At 66.4% G+C, this 16,058-nt stretch carries 18 protein-coding genes; 9 read left to right on the top strand and 9 right to left on the bottom strand.

The genetic code is table 11. The annotated features are described in order from the left end of the window. The 7 genes from ACLFKU_RS21105 to phnG are packed head-to-tail and all read right to left on the bottom strand — an operon-like array spanning window position 1 to window position 5,905. The gene (locus ACLFKU_RS21105; RefSeq protein ID WP_368587123.1) at window positions 1-1,134 is read right to left on the bottom strand and encodes an alpha-D-ribose 1-methylphosphonate 5-triphosphate diphosphatase; all 1,134 of its coding nucleotides are present in this window, start codon (window positions 1,132-1,134) and stop codon (window positions 1-3) included. Window positions 1,135-1,170: 36 nt separating this feature from the next. After that, window positions 1,171-1,947, bottom strand: coding sequence for a phosphonate C-P lyase system protein PhnL (gene phnL / locus ACLFKU_RS21110; RefSeq protein WP_410850340.1), 777 nt, complete (start codon window positions 1,945-1,947; stop codon window positions 1,171-1,173). A gap of 8 nt (window positions 1,948-1,955) precedes the next feature. Further along, on the bottom strand, window positions 1,956-2,726 hold the full coding sequence (gene phnK, locus ACLFKU_RS21115; protein WP_410850341.1) for a phosphonate C-P lyase system protein PhnK: 771 nt from the start codon (window positions 2,724-2,726) through the stop codon (window positions 1,956-1,958). Further along, window positions 2,723-3,655, bottom strand: coding sequence for an alpha-D-ribose 1-methylphosphonate 5-phosphate C-P-lyase PhnJ (locus tag ACLFKU_RS21120; RefSeq protein ID WP_410850342.1), 933 nt, complete (start codon window positions 3,653-3,655; stop codon window positions 2,723-2,725). Before ACLFKU_RS21120 ends, phnK begins: the two co-directional genes overlap by 4 nt. Next, window positions 3,652-4,788: a carbon-phosphorus lyase complex subunit PhnI gene (locus ACLFKU_RS21125; protein ID WP_410850343.1), complete on the bottom strand. Its 1,137-nt coding sequence runs from the start codon at window positions 4,786-4,788 to the stop codon at window positions 3,652-3,654. Before ACLFKU_RS21125 ends, ACLFKU_RS21120 begins: the two co-directional genes overlap by 4 nt. Further along, window positions 4,788-5,399 carry a phosphonate C-P lyase system protein PhnH gene (gene phnH / locus ACLFKU_RS21130; RefSeq protein ID WP_410850344.1) on the bottom strand — a complete coding sequence of 204 codons (612 nt, stop codon included), beginning with the start codon at window positions 5,397-5,399 and terminating at the stop codon, window positions 4,788-4,790. Before phnH ends, ACLFKU_RS21125 begins: the two co-directional genes overlap by 1 nt. Beyond that, window positions 5,399-5,905 (bottom strand): phosphonate C-P lyase system protein PhnG, encoded by a 507-nt coding sequence (phnG, locus tag ACLFKU_RS21135; protein ID WP_410850345.1) that lies wholly within the window; start codon window positions 5,903-5,905, stop codon window positions 5,399-5,401. Before phnG ends, phnH begins: the two co-directional genes overlap by 1 nt. Before the next feature lie 180 nt (window positions 5,906-6,085). Here phnG and phnF point away from each other — a divergent pair, with 180 nt between their 5' ends. The 3 genes from phnF to phnN are packed head-to-tail and all read left to right on the top strand — an operon-like array spanning window position 6,086 to window position 8,153. Next, a complete protein-coding gene (gene phnF, locus ACLFKU_RS21140) occupies window positions 6,086-6,844 on the top strand; it encodes a phosphonate metabolism transcriptional regulator PhnF (protein ID WP_410850346.1) in 759 nt (252 codons plus the stop codon). Then, window positions 6,841-7,605 carry a DUF1045 domain-containing protein gene (locus ACLFKU_RS21145; RefSeq protein ID WP_410850347.1) on the top strand — a complete coding sequence of 255 codons (765 nt, stop codon included), beginning with the start codon at window positions 6,841-6,843 and terminating at the stop codon, window positions 7,603-7,605. The genes phnF and ACLFKU_RS21145 overlap by 4 nt, the downstream gene beginning before the upstream one ends. After that, window positions 7,602-8,153 (top strand): phosphonate metabolism protein/1,5-bisphosphokinase (PRPP-forming) PhnN, encoded by a 552-nt coding sequence (phnN, locus tag ACLFKU_RS21150; RefSeq protein WP_368587114.1) that lies wholly within the window; start codon window positions 7,602-7,604, stop codon window positions 8,151-8,153. The genes ACLFKU_RS21145 and phnN overlap by 4 nt, the downstream gene beginning before the upstream one ends. A 15-nt stretch (window positions 8,154-8,168) precedes the next feature. Here the strand turns inward: phnN and ACLFKU_RS21155 are convergent, their stop codons facing one another. After that, window positions 8,169-9,077, bottom strand: coding sequence for a LysR family transcriptional regulator (locus ACLFKU_RS21155; RefSeq protein ID WP_410850348.1), 909 nt, complete (start codon window positions 9,075-9,077; stop codon window positions 8,169-8,171). 111 nt (window positions 9,078-9,188) lie between these two features. Between ACLFKU_RS21155 and ACLFKU_RS21160 the strand changes: the two genes are divergently transcribed. Then, window positions 9,189-10,379: a M20 aminoacylase family protein gene (locus ACLFKU_RS21160; RefSeq protein WP_410850349.1), complete on the top strand. Its 1,191-nt coding sequence runs from the start codon at window positions 9,189-9,191 to the stop codon at window positions 10,377-10,379. A gap of 59 nt (window positions 10,380-10,438) precedes the next feature. Here ACLFKU_RS21160 and ACLFKU_RS21165 read toward each other — a convergent pair whose 3' ends face one another. Next, on the bottom strand, window positions 10,439-11,263 hold the full coding sequence (locus tag ACLFKU_RS21165; RefSeq protein WP_176124671.1) for an IclR family transcriptional regulator: 825 nt from the start codon (window positions 11,261-11,263) through the stop codon (window positions 10,439-10,441). Between the two features lie 249 nt (window positions 11,264-11,512). On the opposite strand from ACLFKU_RS21165, the gene ACLFKU_RS21170 reads away from it, so the two are divergent. The 5 genes from ACLFKU_RS21170 (at window position 11,513) to otnI (ending at window position 16,033) form a co-directional block, all read left to right on the top strand. Further along, the gene (locus tag ACLFKU_RS21170; RefSeq protein ID WP_368587110.1) at window positions 11,513-12,217 is read left to right on the top strand and encodes a FadR/GntR family transcriptional regulator; all 705 of its coding nucleotides are present in this window, start codon (window positions 11,513-11,515) and stop codon (window positions 12,215-12,217) included. A 72-nt stretch (window positions 12,218-12,289) separates the two neighbouring features. Then, complete coding sequence (ltnD, locus tag ACLFKU_RS21175; RefSeq protein WP_368587109.1) at window positions 12,290-13,180, top strand: L-threonate dehydrogenase; 891 nt, start codon at window positions 12,290-12,292, stop codon at window positions 13,178-13,180. A 15-nt stretch (window positions 13,181-13,195) separates the two neighbouring features. Beyond that, window positions 13,196-14,524 (top strand): 3-oxo-tetronate kinase, encoded by a 1,329-nt coding sequence (otnK, locus tag ACLFKU_RS21180; protein ID WP_410850350.1) that lies wholly within the window; start codon window positions 13,196-13,198, stop codon window positions 14,522-14,524. Continuing rightward, entirely contained in the window at window positions 14,521-15,183 is a 663-nt protein-coding gene (locus ACLFKU_RS21185; RefSeq protein ID WP_410850351.1) for an aldolase, read from the top strand. Before otnK ends, ACLFKU_RS21185 begins: the two co-directional genes overlap by 4 nt. 61 nt (window positions 15,184-15,244) lie before the next feature. Beyond that, window positions 15,245-16,033, top strand: a complete 789-nt coding sequence (gene otnI, locus ACLFKU_RS21190; protein ID WP_410850352.1) for a 2-oxo-tetronate isomerase — start codon at window positions 15,245-15,247, stop codon at window positions 16,031-16,033. The last annotated feature ends 25 nt before the right edge of the window (window positions 16,034-16,058 follow it).

Here is a 16,058-nt window from a genome sequence, read left to right on the forward strand (position 1 = left end):
TCAAACGATCCGCACCCCGCCGCGATAAGTCGCGCGCGGCACCGGCAGCCTGTCGAGCATCGTCACGCGCACGAGATCCGCGCGCAAGCCCGGCTCGATCGCGCCGCGGTCCGTGAGACCGGCGGTGCGCGCCGGCTCGGCCGAGACCGTTGCCATCGCGCGCGGCAGCGACCAGCCCGCTTTTTCGACGAGATCGAACACCGCGGTCAGCAAGCTCGACGGCACGTAATCCGACGACAGAATGTCGAGCAGACCGGCGCGCGCGAGTTCGAGCGCCGACACGTTGCCCGAATGCGAGCCGCCGCGCACGATGTTCGGCGCGCCCATGATGGTGGCGATGCCGTGCTCGCGCGCGGCTTGCGCGGCGATGCGCGTGGTCGGGAATTCGGCGAGCACGATGCCCTCGGCCTTCGCCTGTTCGACGTGCTCGATCAGCGTATCGTCGTGGCTCGCGACCGGAATGCCGAGCCGCCGGCACCGCGCGACGATCTCGCGGCGATGCTCATCCGCGTAACGCTCCTGTTCGACCGCGAGTTCGGCGAGCGTGCTCGCGACACGTTCGTCGCTCATCTTGCCGTTGCGTTCCTGGAAGCGGCGCCATTGCTCGCGGTCGTGCCATTGGCGCTGTCCCGGCGTATGGTCCATCACCGACGCGAGCCGCAACAGCGGATGCGCGCACAGCGAATCGAATACCTCGAGCACGTCGGCGGTCGCGATCTCGCAGCGCAGATGCAGAAAGTGCTCGGCGCGCAGCAGTCGACGCGTGGACAGCCGCAGCAGCGACTCGGCGCATTGCGTTTGCACGTGGCGGTTACGCAGCCCAACGCTCGAGCGCGAGCCGATCGCGAGCGCGTCGAATACCGTCGTGATGCCGGCCGCGGCCACTTGCGCGTCGTGGATCACGAAAGCCGCGTCGGTATTCCACTCGACGCCGGGACGCGGCACGAGGTGCTTCTCGAGGTTGTCCGTATGCAGTTCGATCAGACCGGGCAGCAGATAATCGCCGTCCCAGTCTTCGGCGTTGCGCGCCGAACTCGCGCCGCGTTCGACGTCGCGAATCACGCCGTCCTCCACGCGGACGGTGCCAATGAATTCTTCATCTCGCGTCACGATGCGAGCGTTGCTGATCAACATCGACTTGCTCCGTAGTCAGTCGGGACTGGTGTCAATTTAATGCCGCAGTGGCGGCCGCAATTCCAGGCGGCGCGTCGCGACCTTGTTGCGGGTCTCTTCGTCGTGAAAGATACCAACGATCGCCGCGCCGCGCTCGCGCGCCTCGACGATCAGATCGGCCACAACGTCGCGGTTTTCGGCATCGAGCGAAGCGGTCGGTTCGTCGAGCAGCAACAGCGGATGTTCGGCGATCAAACCTCGCGCGATATTCACGCGCTGCTGCTCGCCGCCCGAAAACGTCGCGGGCGCGAGCGACCACAGACGTTCCGGCACGTTGAGCCGCGCGAGCAATTCAGCGGCGCGCGCGTTTGCTTTGGGTTCTGCGATGCCGTGCAGCACGAGCGGCTCGGCGACGAGCGCGAGCGTCGGCACGCGCGGAATCACGCGCAAAAACTGGCTCACATAGCCGACCACGCTACGGCGCAGACGCAGCACGTCACGCGTTTCCGCACCGGTGATCGTGACGGGCCGGCCCTGATCGCTGGTGTCGCGAATCGCGATCGAGCCGGTGCTCGCCAGATAGTTGCCGTACAGGCAGCGCAGCAGCGTGCTTTTGCCCGCGCCCGACGGCCCGACCAGCACCACGCATTCACCGCGCTCGACTTCGAGCGATACGTTCGCGAGCGCGTCGATTCGCGCGCCGCCCTGGCCGTGCAGCGTGAAAGTCTTGCCGATGCCGGTGGCGCGCAGCATCAGCGCCGCGTTGTCGGCGAAAGCGCGCTCGGCGTGACGTGCCGCGCTGCCCGCATCAATTACTACCTCAGTGGATTGCATTGTGAGCCTCAAACCGGCAGAACCGAGGAAACCAGCGTTTGCGTATAAGGGTGCTGCGGATCGTCGAGCACCTGGTCGGTCAGACCCGCTTCGACGACTTCGCCCGCCTGCATCACCATCAGCCGATGTGCGAGCAGACGCGCGACGCCGATGTCATGCGTGACGATCAGCACCGACAGATGCAGCGTCGACGTCAGCGTGCGCAGCAGATCGAGCAGACGCGCCTGCACGGACACGTCGAGACCGGCGGTCGGTTCGTCCATGAACACCAGACGCGGACCGGTGACGAGATTGCGCGCAATCTGCAGACGTTGCTGCATACCGCCCGAAAACGCAGCGGGGAATTCGTCGATGCGCGCTGGGTCGAGTTCGACGCGCTCCATCCATTGCGTGGCCGTGCGGCGAATCTCGCCATAGTGGCGCGCGCCGACCGCCATTAACGGCTCGCCGATATTGGCGCCGGCCGATACGCCGCTGCGCAGGCCGTCGCGCGGGTTCTGCTGCACGAAGCCCCATTCGGTGCGGATCAGCAGACGGCGGCGCGGCTCCGACAGCGCGCGCAGATCGAGCAGGTCGCCGTGCGACGCGGCGTAGTGCAGCGCGCCGCTATCGGCCTCGGTCTTCAGCGCCAGCGTGTTGAGCAGCGTGGTCTTGCCCGAGCCCGATTCGCCGACGATGCACAGCACCTCGCCGGGATACAGATCGAAGCTCACGTTGCGGCAACCGTTGCGGCCGCCGTATTGTTTGGTGAGCGCGCGGGCGCTCAGAAGCGGCGTCATGCGGATTCTCCTTCGCGTTCGGCGCGGGGCAGTGGTGCTTGCGGTTCGATCTCGCCGTCGCCGCGCCGCTCGTGACAGTAGTCGCTATCCGAGCACACGAACATGCGCGTGCCGGCGTCGTCGACGATCATCTCGTCGAGAAAGCTTTCCTTCGATCCGCACAACGCGCACGCGTGCTGCCACTTCTGCACTTCGAACGGATGATCGTCGAAGTCGAGACTGCGCACCGGCGTATAAGGCGGAATCGCGTGGATGCGGCGCTCGCGGCCCGCGCCGAACAGTTGCAGCGCGGCGTTCATATGCATCTTCGGATTGTCGAACTTCGGGATCGGCGACGGCGACGTCAGATAGCGATGATTGACGATCACTGGGTAGTCATACGTGGTCGCGATGCTGCCGTGATGCACGATGTCCTCGTACAGTTTCACGCTGATCAGCCCGTAATCGGCGAGCGCGTGCAGCTTCTTGCATTCGGCGACGCGCGGTTCGAGCCGGAACAGCGGCTCGGGCATCGGCACCTGATAGACGAGGATCTGCCGCTCGGTCAGCGGCGTTTCGGGAATCCGGTGCCGGGTCTGGATGATCGTCGCTTCGCTCGTGTGCCGCGTGGTCGCCACGCCCGTGGTGCGCGCGAAGAAGCGGCGAATGTTGACGGCATTCGTAGTTTCGTCGGAACCCTGATCGATGACTTTCAGTGTGTCCGTCTTGCCGATGATCGCGGCCGTCACCTGGATGCCGCCGGTGCCCCAGCCGTACGGCAGAGGCATTTCGCGCGATGCGAACGGCACCTGGTAGCCCGGCACGGCGACTGCCTTCAGCAGCGCGCGGCGCAGCATGCGTTTGGTCTGCTCGTCGAGATACGCGAAGTTGTAGCCGTGCGCGGCGCTGTCGTGTGAGGTGTTTGCAACGGCGGTGTCGGGCGCGTTCATGCTGCTTGCTCCTTGTCGGTGGCATTGCCTGATTCATCGTTGCCGTGGTGCTGCGCGCGCAAGCGCCGCACCAGTTCCAGCTCCGCCTGGAAGTCGACGTAGTGCGGCAGCTTCAGGTGCTGCACGAAGCCCGACGCCTCGACGTTATCGCTGTGCGACAGCATGAATTCGATGTCCTGCGTCGGCGACGAGAGCGTCTCGCCGAGTTCTTCGGCACGCAGCGCGCGATCGACCAGTGCCATCGCCATCGCCTTGCGCTCCGAGTGGCCGAACGCGAGACCGTAGCCCTGCGTGAAGGTGGGCGGCACCGCGCTGCTGCCCGCGAACTGGTTGATCATCTGGCATTCGGTGACATCGATATCGCCGATGTCGACCGCTTCGCCGAGTTCGTCGAGGTCCATTTCGACCGCGATCGTGCCGAACCGAATCTCGCCGGCGAACGGATGCGAATGCGCGTAGCCGCGTTGCGTCGCATAGCCCATTGCGAGCAGAAAGCCTTCGTCGCCGCGCGCGAGGTTCTGCAGACGCGTCGCGCGGCTCGCCGGAAACGCGAGCGGTTCGCGCGACAGATCGCCGGGTTCCCCGCCATCCGGTGTTGGGCGCTCCTGTTCGATCAGGCCTTCCCTGTCGAGCAGCGAGACAACGCGCGGCATCGCTTCTGGCGCGGGCGGCTCTTGCGAGAGCGGCGCATTGCCTTGCGTCACGCGCTGCCGCGCGTCGTCGCCATCGGCGAGCAACGCGAAATCGAGCAGACGCTGCGTGTAGTCGTAGGTCGCGCCGAGCAACTGGCCACCGGGCAAGTCCTTGAAGGTCGCCGAGATGCGTCGCTCGACCTGCATCGTTTCGGTATCGATCGCGCGCGTATAGCCGAAGCGCGGCAACGTGGTGCGATACGCGCGCAACAGGAAGATCGCTTCGACCAGATCGCCGGCCGCCTGCTTGATTGCGAGCGCGGCAAGCTCCTCGTCGTAGACCGAGCCTTCGGTCATTACGCGCGCGACCGCGAGCCGCAACTGCTCGCGAATCTGCGCGACGCTCAGTTCGGCGATCCGCGTATCGCCGCGGCGCGCTTTGTCGAGCAGACGCCACGACGCTTCGATCGCGCGTTCTCCACCTTTGACGGCAACGTACATCAGTTCACCTTCGCTTCAGTTGCGCGCGGCAAGCCGATCACGCGCGGGCCGCAAACCAGATAACAGTCGATGCCGCACGGAAACAGCGGCGCGAGCATCGCGCGCTCTTGCCAGAACCGTGGGGGAAGACCGGCCGGCGAAATCGTTTGGGTCTCCAGAATGCCGGGGCCGCTCAGCGTGACCGGGGCGCCGCCCGTCAGCGCGTCGACGCGGATCAGCAGCGTGGCCGATTGCTCGGGGGACTCGGCATTGCCGGGTGCGAAGCTTTCTAGCGACGGCAACGCGTCGGCATCGTGCACATAGACGAATGCGGCGTCGCCGGGCGCATCGACGAGCGGCGCGCCGGTATGAAAACGCAACGCCGACGCGAGCGCGGTATCAGGCTGCGCGAGCCAGACCGGTGTCGCGTAGTCGCAGAGCGTCAGCAGCGCAGCGAATGCAGCGGGTTCGACCGGCGTATTGCGCAACTCGGGCAGCACGTCACTGATCACGCCGATCGTGCCGGGCCGCGACAACGCGTCGAGCAGCGTGCGAAACACGGCCTGGGTATCGTGGACCGGGTCCGCGAAACCCGGCGTCAGGGTGGACAATGCAATCGGTGAATGTTCCATCAGTCGCCTCGCACCATCGTAAAGAATTCGACGCGCGTCGCCGCGGCGTCCTGCTGCTGTTGCGCGCGCCGTGCCTTCTGTTGCGCGGCGAACGGCTCGATCAATTGACGATGCAGGCCGTCGTGATGCTCCGGCATCTGCAGCAAGGCATCGGCGAGCGCGGCAAGTTCGGCGCGCCGGCGGTCGCGTCCCAAGTGGCAGGCCACGCCGACGGTGGCCTCGGCGTCGCCGCTGGCACGAAGGCGCAGCGTGGCGCGCGTGACCGTCGCTTCGCCGAGATTGAACGGATCGCCGCTGCCGCCGATGCGCCCGCGCACCATCGCGAGGCCGATTTCAGGGGGACGCAGCCAGTCGTAGGCGGGGATAGGGTGACCTTGCAGCGCGTGCTGCAGCGCGGCTTCGAGGTCGGCGCGCGGCGTGCGGGCCAGCACGGCCATCCAGGGGCGCCGCGCCGCCGAAGACACGGCAGGCAACGGCGCAGAGGGCGGAACGGAACTCGGGCTCATCGGATTTCCTGTTGATCCAGCGAGTGGACATTGGAGCATCTATTCATCTAAACGTCTAGACGTTTACAGGCGTAGTTGTCTCAACTGTCGTGCGCGGCGGACGTTTCATATTTCCATCACGGCTTGCGCACTACAATGCACGACATGGCGATCATTTGAACCGAAGGGAATGACAGCACCATGACATCGAACGACAGCGCGGCGCCGGCCACGATGCTCGAACGCGGCGCAGGCGTGGCCGTCTGGAGACAGATCGAACAGATTCTCGCCGCCGAGATCGCGGCAAGCGGATTCGGGGAAGAAGGGCGGCTGCCGAGCGAAGGTGAGCTGGCGAAACGCTTTGACGTCAACCGTCACACGGTGCGTCGCGCGATGCTCGGCCTCGCCGCGCTCGGCCTCGTCAGCGTCGAGCAGGGGCGCGGCACCTTCGTACAGCCTGGCGCGATCGACTATTCGATCGGCCGCCGTACGCGTTTCACCGAAAACCTGCGCCAACAACATCACGCGCCCGGCGGCACGATGCTGTCGGGCGCGCGCGTGAAAGCCGAGCCCAGCGTCGCGAAGGCGTTGGGTCTGCGCGCGGGCGCGGCGGTCTATCGGATCGAATCGCTGCACGAGTCCGACGGTGTGCCGCTTACGTTCGCGCGCAGCTGGTATCCGGCCGCGCGTTTTCCGGAGCTGCCGGAAGTCGTGCAACGCCTCGGCGGCACGACGAAGGCGCTGGCCGAATTCGGCGTGGACGATTATCTGCGCAAGTGGAGCCGCATCGGCAGCGTGCTGCCCGAGCCGGAGGTCGCGCGGCGGCTCAACATCAACCGTCAGCAGCCGGTGCTGTGGGTCGAGAACGTCGACGTCGATTTGCACGGCACGCCGGTCAAATACGGCTTCACGCATTTCGCGGCCGACCGTGTGCAACTGCTCGTGGAGCATGACCTGTGAGCGGCCCCGCATGGAGTGATGAAGCGCGCTTCGCGCTGTACTACGCGCCGTCGGGTGAATCGGCGTGGTGGCAGGCCGGCTCGACGTGGCTCGGCCGCGATGCGCAAAGCGGCGAGCGCTGCGCGCAGCCGCAGCCGCCTGGCCTGACGCGCCCGCTCGCCGCGTTGACCGACTCGCCGCGCCGCTATGGTTGGCATGGTACGCTGGTCGCCCCGTTCCGGCTCGGCGCCGGTATCACGCAGCACGACGTGCTTGCGGCCGCGCGCGCGTGGGCGCTCGCGCAACAGCCGTTCGCGTTGCCGGTGGAAGCGGCCACGCTGGGCGACTTCGTCGCGCTGCGACCGGCCGATGCAAATGGCGAGACGCGCATTCGCGAGCTTGCGTCGAACGCGCTGGAGTCGCTAGATGGGCTGCGCGCGCGACCGTCTGCGGCCGATCTCGAGCGCCGGCTCGCCGCACCGCTCAGCGAACGCCAACGTGCGTTGCTGCTGCAATGGGGCTACCCGTACGTGTTCGACGAGTTCCGTTTTCATATGACGCTGTCCAGCTCGCTAGCGGATGCCGACGAGCGCGCGACGCTGCTCGCATGGTGGCGTGAGCGCACCCCTGCGCTCGGGCCGCTCGCGGTCGATCAGGCCGCGCTGTTCGTCGAGCCGGCGCCGGGCAAGCCGTTCGTGCTGTGGCAGCCGCTGCCCTTCAGCGACGGCGCGCAACACGGCGATCGCAAGGAAAAGCAGCAAGACGAGGTGAGCAGCCAATGAATGGGCGTTTGATCTATGTGATGGGCCCGTCTGGCGCGGGCAAGGATTCGCTGCTGCAATTCGCGCGCACGCGGCTCGCCGGCGAGCCGGTCGTGTTCGCGCATCGTTACATCACGCGGCCGAGCGGCCATGGGGAAGTGCATGTCGCACTGAGCGTCGAGGAGTTCGCCGCACGCTCGGTATTGGGCCTGTTCGCGCTCGAATGGTCGAGCCATTCGCTGCGCTATGGCATCGGCATCGAACTCGATGCGTGGCTCGCGCGCGGCTGCACGGTGGTCGTCAACGGCTCGCGTCAGTACCTGCAGCATGCGCTCGCACGCTATCCACGCGCGGAAGTGGTGCACGTGAGCGCCGCGCCGCATATTCTCGAAGCGCGGCTCGGCGCGCGAGCGCGCGAATCGTCGGAGCAGGTCGCGGCGCGGCTTGCGCGGCGTGCGCCGTTTGCGTTGCCGGCCGGCGTGCGCTGCACGACGATCGACAACTCCGGCACGCTCGAACAAGCGGGGCACGAGTTGATCACAGTGCTCAAGGAGCAGATGAGCGCGTAACGCAGTCACGCGGCCTTATTGCACGGCCGCCATCCGCTCCCGCGTGACCTGCCGCAAACACGCGACGAACTGCTGTACGGCCGGCGTCGGCAGCAGATCGCGTCGCGAGATGATGCTCAGATCGTAGTTCGGCAGCGCGTCTTCGATCTGCGCGACACGAATGCCGAGCGGCGCGACCCGCTGCGCGAGCGGCCGCGTGAAGCAACTGATCACGTCGGTCTGCGATACGAGCCCGAGCGTCACCGCAAACGACGACGGCGCGCGCAGCAGCCGCTTCGGCAGCGGCAGACCATGCGCGCTGAACATCGCCATCATCACGCTGTGCGGGAAGTGATCGGCGCCGACCGTGACGATCCACTCGGCGTCGAGCAGCTCGGACAGACGCGTGACGTTCGCGAGCGGGTGCCCCGCGCGCATCGTGACGACGAACTGCGTCGAGTACAGCGGCACCTGTACCAGATCGTTATCCAATGCCTGAACGTGATGGATCGCCGCGAGATCGAGTGTGCCGTTGCGCAGACGCGCGAGCCCATCGGGCACCGTCACTTCCTCCAGATGCAGACTCACGAGCGGCATCTTTTGGCGAAAGCTCGATACCGCATGCGGCAGCACCGTCAGCGCGAGCGATGGCATCGTGCCGACGCTGACCTTGCCGGCCAGTTCTCCTTTCACCTGCTCGACGGCCTCGACGGTGCGGCGCATGTCGCCCAGCAACTGTTCGGCGCGCGGCAACAGCGCGAGCCCGCACGCGGTCAGCTCAATGCCGCGCACGCTGCGCACCATCAACTCCGCATTGAGCGCGCTTTCCAGTTCGCGAATCGTATGCGTGACGGCCGGCTGCGTGACGCCGAGTTCACGCGCGGCGGCGCGCAGGCTGCGGTGATGCGCGGCGGCGACGAAGGCCTGCAACTGCTGCAGTTTCATCAGGGTAACCCCGTATATAAGAGCCGTTAATCAGGGTGAAAAAAATAGCATCTTATTCGAACGAAACGGCATGGATATAGTGCGAGGCTACTCACTGGAGCCATGCAAACGATGAACGAGACCCCGCGTTTGACCGAAGTGTCCGATCTGGAACCCGCCGCCGCGAGCCTGCGCGAGATTCGCCATCACATTCATCACCATCCCGAACTCGCGTACGAGGAAGTGCGGACCGCGGCGCTCGTCGCGGAAAAGCTCGAACAGTGGGGCTGGCAGGTCACGCGCGGGGTCGGCAAGACCGGCGTGGTCGGCACGCTGAAGGTGGGCGACGGCAAGCGCAGCATCGGCATTCGCGCGGACATGGACGCGCTGCCGATCATCGAACAGACCGGCTTGCCGTACGCGAGCGGCACCCACGGCAAGATGCATGCGTGCGGCCACGACGGCCACACGACGATCCTGCTCGGCGCCGCACAACGTCTCGCGGCCACGCGCAACTTCTCGGGCACCGTGCATCTGTATTTCCAGCCGGCCGAGGAAAGCGGCATCGACAGCGGCGCGCTGAAGATGATCAACGACGGCCTGTTCGAGCGCTTCCCGTGCGACGCCGTGTTCGGCCTGCACAATCATCCGGGCGCGGAGCCGGGCATGCTGCTGTTCCGCAAGGGGCCGTTCATGTCGGCAGGGGACAAGGCGACCATCACGATCGAAGGCGTCGGCGGTCATGCGGCGCGTCCGCATCTGACCGTCGATCCGGTCGTGGTCGCCGCGAGCATCGTGATGGCGCTGCAGACGATCGTCGCACGCAACGTCGATCCGTCGCAGCCGGCCGTGGTGACGGTGGGCTCGATGCACGCGGGCACCGCGAACAACGTGATTTCGAGCAGCGCGCGGCTCGAACTGAGCGTGCGCTCGTTCAGCCCCGAGGTGCGCGAGTTGCTGAAGAAGCGCATCACCGAGCTGGCCGAGTCGCAGGCGGCGAGCTATGGCGGCAAGGCGCATGTCGAGTACATCGAAGGTTACCCGGTCGTCATCAATACGGACGCCGAAACGGATTTCGCGGTGCAGGTTGCGCGTGAGCTGGTCGGCGATGACAAGGTGATCGAGCAGACCGACATCCTGATGGGCAGCGAGGACTTCGCCTTCATGCTGCAGAAGCGGCCGGGCACGTTTCTGCGCATCGGCAACGGCATCGGCGAGGATGGTTGCATGGTGCACAACCCGCATTACGACTTCAACGACCACAGTCTGCCGATCGGCGCGGCGTTCTGGGCGCGGCTCGTGGAGCGCTATCTCGCGCAGTGAGCGATAAGAGTCGACGCGGTAGCGCGCAGCAAATGCGCGCTACCAGATAGCCGCGTGCGTCAGCCGCGCCGCGCGACCATCTCGGAGACCGTCTGCGCGGCTTGCTGCAGCGGTTCCAGAAACGCCTTCACCATCTGTTTGGCCGAATTGCGCTGCGCGTTGCCGCTGATGTTCATCGCGGCGATCACGCGGCCCTGGCGATTGCGAATCGGCGCGGACAGCGAAATCAAACCGCCTTCGAGCTCCTGATCGACGATTGCCCACCCCTGGCGACGCACCTGCTCGATTACCTTCTTCAACTCTTCCTTGTCGGTAACGGTGCGCGGCGTGTGTGCGTAGAGCGGCGACGAGTTCAGCGTCGCGTCGAGCGTTTCCTCGTCGAGCGAGGCGAGCAGCACGCGGCCCATCGACGTGCAGTACGCGGGCAGACGGCTGCCGATCGACAGGTTGATCGTCATGATCTTGTGAGTCGGCACGCGCAGCACGTAGACGATCTCGGTGCGATCGAGCACGGCCGCCGAGCAGCTTTCGTGCACCTGTGCCGACAGGCTTTCCATCACCGGTTCGGCGAGATTCCAGAACGGCATCGAGGTGAGGTACGCGAAGCCGAGGTCGAGAATCTTCGGCGTCAGACGGAACAGGCGTCCCTCGGCTTCCACGTAGCCCAGCGTTTGCAGCGTCAGCAGAATCCGGCGCGCGCCGGCGCGCGTGAGGCCGGTCGCCGCGGCGACGTCGGTGAGCGTCTGTTCGGGGCGCGTCGCGTCGAATGCGCGGATGACCGCGAGGCCGCGCGCGAACGACTGCACGTACGAGTCACCCGGTTTCTCCGGGGCCGGTTCGACGTTGGCGGGCGCGACGGAAGACGGCGGCAGGGCTTTGCTCATGGACCTTGATCGTGGTTGCAAAAGAGTGCGCGCGCAAGGCACGCGACGCGCGTTCGTTTCGATGCGGCGCCGCGCGTGGCGTTGCGGCGCAAAGGCGAGACGATAGCTTAAGCCTTCTATTTCGCCAAATAACGCCGATTCGTGCAAAAAACCCAGGGTTTGCGTGGATGCGATTCGTGTCTCAAATTTGTATGATGACCCGATAACATGACCAGTTTGCGGCACCCGATCCAACCCAACCGATCCGCCATGTTCGACAAGATTCCCTCGCGCGCTTTGAGCGACACCGTCGCGCAGCAACTGCTGAAGCAGATCGACAAGGGCACTTTCGCGCGCGGCGCCAAGCTGCCGACCGAAGCCGTGCTCTCGGAACAGTTCGGCGTGAGCCGCACGGTGATTCGCGAGGCGCTGTCGCGGCTGAAGAACGAGGGGGTGGTCGAACCGCGCCAGGGCAGTGGCGTGTTCGTCGCTGGGCACGGCACGATCCGCCCGCTGCGGATCGACTACGCGGAAGCCGTCGAGCCGGGCTCGGTCGTGCAGATCCTCGCGCTGCGCCGCGCGATCGAGGCGGAGGTCGCGTCGGAAGCCGCAATGCGTCGCAGCGATGCCGACATGGCCGCGATCGACGCCGCGCTCGCTCAGATCGAGCGCGCGGTCGCCAATGGCGAAGACGGCGTCGCCGAAGACGTCGCGTTTCATCGCGCGATCGCGGCGGCGACGGGCAATCCGTATTTCCTGAAGACGCTGACGTTCCTCAATCAGTACCTCGAAGCGGGCACGGTCGTCACGCGCCGCAACGAGGCGCTGCGCGAGGACTTCTCGCGGCAGGTGCGCGAGGAGCACGCGGCGATCGCCGCGGCGATTCGCGCCGGCGATCCGATGGCGGCGCGCAATGCCGCGCAGACGCATCTGTACAACGCGGCACGGCGGCTTGCCGAGGCGGGCATCGCCTGACGCGCGGAAGGCGCGCGGTGATCCCGCCGCGCGCGAACGCACCAATGCAGCACCAATCCATAGAGGTCACGCATGTCGAGAAATGTGGGTGTCATCGGTTTGGGAGCCATGGGGCTCGGCGTTGCGCGTTCGCTGTTGCGCGCCGGCTTCAAGGTCCACGCGTGCGACTTGCGGCGCGACGTGCTGCAGGCGTTCGTCGCTGAAGGCGGCGTCGGCTGTGCGACGCCCGCGGAGCTCGGCGCGCAGTGCGAGGTCGTGATCACGCTGGTCGTCAATGCCGCGCAGACCGAGGCCGTGCTATTCGGTGAGCACGGCGCGCTCGCGGCGATGAAGCCGGGCGGCGTCGTGATCGCCAGTGCCACGGTCGCGCCGGAATTCGCCAGCGATCTCGGCAAGCGCGTCGAGTCGGCCGGTCTGCAGATGCTCGATGCGCCGGTGTCGGGCGGCGCTGCGCGCGCCGCATCGGGCGAGATGACGATGATGACGTCCGGTCCCGCAGCCGCGTACGCCGCGTGCGAGGACGTGCTCGCCGCGATCGCCGGCAACGTGTATCGGCTCGGGGCCGCGCATGGCGCGGGCTCGAAAGTGAAGATCATCAACCAGTTGCTGGCCGGAGTGCATATCGCGGTGGCCGCCGAGGCAATGGCGCTCGGCTTGCGCGAAGGCGTCGATCCGGACGCGCTATACGACGTGATCACGCACAGCGCGGGCAATTCGTGGATGTTCGAGAACCGCGTTCCGCATATTCTCGCGGGCGATTACACGCCGCTGTCGGCAGTCGATATTTTCGTCAAGGACCTGGGCCTCGTGCTCGATACCGGGCGTCGCACGAAGTTTCCACTGCCGCTGTCGGCGGCCGCGCATCAGATGTTCATGATGGCGTCGACGGCGGGCCACGGCGGTGAGGACGACTCGGCGGTCGTGAAGATTTTCCCCGGCATCGAATTGCCGGCGAAGCCATAAGCGAGGACGGTGCTCATGACGGCTCAAACGAAACCCGCGCTGCTCGGCTGCATCGCCGACGACTTCACCGGCGCCACCGATCTCGCCAACATGCTCGTACGCGGCGGTATGCGCACGGTGCAGACGATCGGCGTGCCCACCTCCAACGAAGCGCCGGGCGCCGCTGCGCTCGACGCCGACGCGCTCGTCGTCGCGCTGAAGTCGCGCACGATCCCCGCCGCCGACGCGGTCGCCCAATCGCTCGCCGCGCTCGCCTGGCTGCGCTCGCAAGGGTGCCGGCAATTCTTCTTCAAGTACTGCTCGACCTTCGATTCGACCGATGCGGGCAACATCGGCCCGGTGACCGATGCGTTGCTGAACGCGCTGTCCGCCGAGTTTGCTGAGCGCGCGTCGTTCACGATCGCGTGTCCCGCGTTTCCCGAGAACGGCCGCACGATTTTCCGCGGCCATCTGTTCGTCGGCGATGCACTGCTCAACGAGTCGGGCATGGAGAACCATCCGCTGACGCCGATGCGCGACGCGAATCTCGTGCGCGTGCTGCAGCGGCAAACGCAGTCGAAGGTCGGGCTCGTGCGTTACGACCGGGTCGCGCAAGGCGATACGGCCGTGCGCGCCGCATTCGAAGCGCTGCGCGCCGACGGCGTGCGCATCGCGATTGCCGATGCGGTGTCCGACGCCGATCTGCATACGCTCGGCGCGGCCTGCGCGGACCTCGCGCTGATCACCGGCGGCTCCGGCGTCGCGCTCGGCTTGCCGGCCAACTTCCGGCGCGCGGGGCTACTCGGCGAGCAAACCCATGCCGCGCAATTGCCGCGCGTAGAAGGTTTGTCGGCGGTGCTCGCGGGCAGTGCGTCGAAGGCGACCAACGCGCAGGTCGCCGCCTGGTGCGCGACGCGGCCGGCGTTCCGCATCGATCCGCTCGCGGCGGCGCGCGGCGAGGACGTCGTCGGCGAAGCGCTCGAGTTCGCGCAACAGCGCTTCGTGCACGCCGAGCCGGTGCTGATCTATGCGACTGCATCGCCCGACGAAGTGCAGGCGGTGCAGCGCGAACTCGGCGTCAACGAGGCCGGGCATCTGGTCGAGAAGACGTTGGCATCGATTGCTCGCGGCCTGCGCGAACGCGGCGTGCGCAAGTTCGTCGTCGCGGGCGGGGAGACCTCGGGCGCGGTCGTGCAGGCGCTCGACGTGCGCATGCTGCGCATCGGCGCACAAATCGATCCGGGCGTGCCGGCCACCGCGACGACCGAAGCGGAACCGCTCGCACTCGCGCTGAAATCCGGCAATTTCGGCACCACGGACTTCTTCGACAAGGCGCTGCGCCATCTCGATGGAGCCGCGCAATGAGCGGCGCACCGGCACTTCACATCTCGGCCGAAGCGCGCGTGCGCGAGGAAATCTGCGCGGTCGGCGCGAGTCTGTATCAGCGCGGCTATACGGTCGGTAGCGCCGGCAACATCAGCGCGCGGCTCGACGATGGCTGGCTGATCACACCGACCGACGCGTGTCTCGGCCGCCTCGATCCCGCCGATATCGCGAAGGTCGACGCAAACGGCCACGCGATGTCGGGCGGCAAGCCGTCGAAAACGCTCGCGCTGCATCGCGGTATCTATGCGCGCAACGGCGAGGCGCGCGGCATCGTCCATACCCATTCGACGCATCTGGTCGCATTGACGCTCGCGGGCGTATGGAGCGAAGCGGACGTGTTGCCGCCGATCACGCCGTACTACGTGATGAAAGTGGGCCACGTACCGCTGATTCGCTATCAACGCCCCGGCGATCCGCAAGTGGCCGCGCAGATCGCCGCGCTGGCCGACCGCGTACGGGCGGTGCTGCTCGAACGTCTGGGGCCGGTGGTGTGGGAGCGCTCGGTCGCGCACGCGTCGTATGCGCTCGAAGAACTCGAGGAGACCGCGCGCTTGTGGCTGATGACGAATCCGCGGCCCGCGCCGCTCGACGCCGCCGCGATCGAAGAACTCCGTACCGCGTTCGGCGCGCGCTGGTAGCAGCGCGCATTACCGATGAACGTCATGCACCGTATCGGACTGTCTCAAAGGAGCTGTTGACATGCCTCGCTTCGCCGCCAATCTGTCGATGATGTACAACGAGCACGCGTTCCTCGATCGCTTCGCCGCCGCCGCGCGCGACGGTTTCAACGCGGTCGAATACCTGTTTCCCTATGAGTTCCGCGCGGCCGAGCTGAAGTCGCGGCTCGACGCTCACGGTCTCACGCAGGCGCTGTTCAATGCGCCACCGGGCGACTGGAGCGGCGGCGAGCGCGGTCTGGCGTCGCTGCCGGGGCGCGAGGACGAGTTCCGCCGCAGCATCGATACGGCTCTCGAGTACGCGCGCGTGCTCGGAAATCGCAAGCTTCATGTAATGGCGGGGTTGATCGCCGGCGATCAGGCGGGCGAAACGCAACGCGACGTGTATCTGGACAACCTCGCCTATGCCGCGCAAGCCGCGCACACCGAACGGATCACGGTCGTCATCGAACCGATCAATACGCGCGACATGCCCGGCTATTTCCTCAATCGACAGGACGACGCGCAAGCGATCTGCGCCGAAGTCGGCGCGCCGAATCTGAAGGTGCAGTTCGACTGCTATCACTGTCAGATCGTCGAGGGCGATCTCGCGATGAAGCTCAAGCGCGATATGGCCGGCATCGGCCATATCCAGGTTGCGGGTGTGCCCGAGCGGCACGAGCCCGACATCGGCGAGCTGAACTATCCGTACCTGTTCGATCTGATCGATGCGCTCGGCTACGACGGCTACATCGGCTGCGAATACCGGCCGCGCGCGGGGACCTCGGCGGGGCTTGGCTGGCTGAAGCCTTATCTCGAGGCGGCGCGCTGACACTTTCCGACAACCACTGACGGAC

The organism is Paraburkholderia sp. EG304, from assembly GCF_046543485.1.
Taxonomy (GTDB): domain Bacteria; phylum Pseudomonadota; class Gammaproteobacteria; order Burkholderiales; family Burkholderiaceae; genus Paraburkholderia; species Paraburkholderia youngii.

Excerpts from the sequence above, each read along its gene's own strand:
- phnH (WP_410850344.1), bottom strand. The coding sequence starts at position 5,399 with ATGGAACATTCACCGATTGCATTGTCCACCCTGACGCCGGGTTTCGCG.
- phnF (WP_410850346.1), top strand. The coding sequence starts at position 6,086 with ATGACATCGAACGACAGCGCGGCGCCGGCCACGATGCTCGAACGCGGC.
- ACLFKU_RS21165 (WP_176124671.1), bottom strand. The coding sequence starts at position 11,263 with ATGAGCAAAGCCCTGCCGCCGTCTTCCGTCGCGCCCGCCAACGTCGAA.
- phnL (WP_410850340.1), bottom strand. The coding sequence starts at position 1,947 with ATGCAATCCACTGAGGTAGTAATTGATGCGGGCAGCGCGGCACGTCAC.
- ACLFKU_RS21170 (WP_368587110.1), top strand. The coding sequence starts at position 11,513 with ATGTTCGACAAGATTCCCTCGCGCGCTTTGAGCGACACCGTCGCGCAG.
- ACLFKU_RS21120 (WP_410850342.1), bottom strand. The coding sequence starts at position 3,655 with ATGAACGCGCCCGACACCGCCGTTGCAAACACCTCACACGACAGCGCC.
- ACLFKU_RS21185 (WP_410850351.1), top strand. The coding sequence starts at position 14,521 with ATGAGCGGCGCACCGGCACTTCACATCTCGGCCGAAGCGCGCGTGCGC.
- otnK (WP_410850350.1), top strand. The coding sequence starts at position 13,196 with ATGACGGCTCAAACGAAACCCGCGCTGCTCGGCTGCATCGCCGACGAC.
- phnN (WP_368587114.1), top strand. The coding sequence starts at position 7,602 with ATGAATGGGCGTTTGATCTATGTGATGGGCCCGTCTGGCGCGGGCAAG.
- ltnD (WP_368587109.1), top strand. The coding sequence starts at position 12,290 with ATGTCGAGAAATGTGGGTGTCATCGGTTTGGGAGCCATGGGGCTCGGC.
- phnK (WP_410850341.1), bottom strand. The coding sequence starts at position 2,726 with ATGACGCCGCTTCTGAGCGCCCGCGCGCTCACCAAACAATACGGCGGC.
- phnG (WP_410850345.1), bottom strand. The coding sequence starts at position 5,905 with ATGAGCCCGAGTTCCGTTCCGCCCTCTGCGCCGTTGCCTGCCGTGTCT.
- ACLFKU_RS21160 (WP_410850349.1), top strand. The coding sequence starts at position 9,189 with ATGAACGAGACCCCGCGTTTGACCGAAGTGTCCGATCTGGAACCCGCC.
- ACLFKU_RS21125 (WP_410850343.1), bottom strand. The coding sequence starts at position 4,788 with ATGTACGTTGCCGTCAAAGGTGGAGAACGCGCGATCGAAGCGTCGTGG.
- otnI (WP_410850352.1), top strand. The coding sequence starts at position 15,245 with ATGCCTCGCTTCGCCGCCAATCTGTCGATGATGTACAACGAGCACGCG.
- ACLFKU_RS21105 (WP_368587123.1), bottom strand. The coding sequence starts at position 1,134 with ATGTTGATCAGCAACGCTCGCATCGTGACGCGAGATGAAGAATTCATT.
- ACLFKU_RS21155 (WP_410850348.1), bottom strand. The coding sequence starts at position 9,077 with ATGAAACTGCAGCAGTTGCAGGCCTTCGTCGCCGCCGCGCATCACCGC.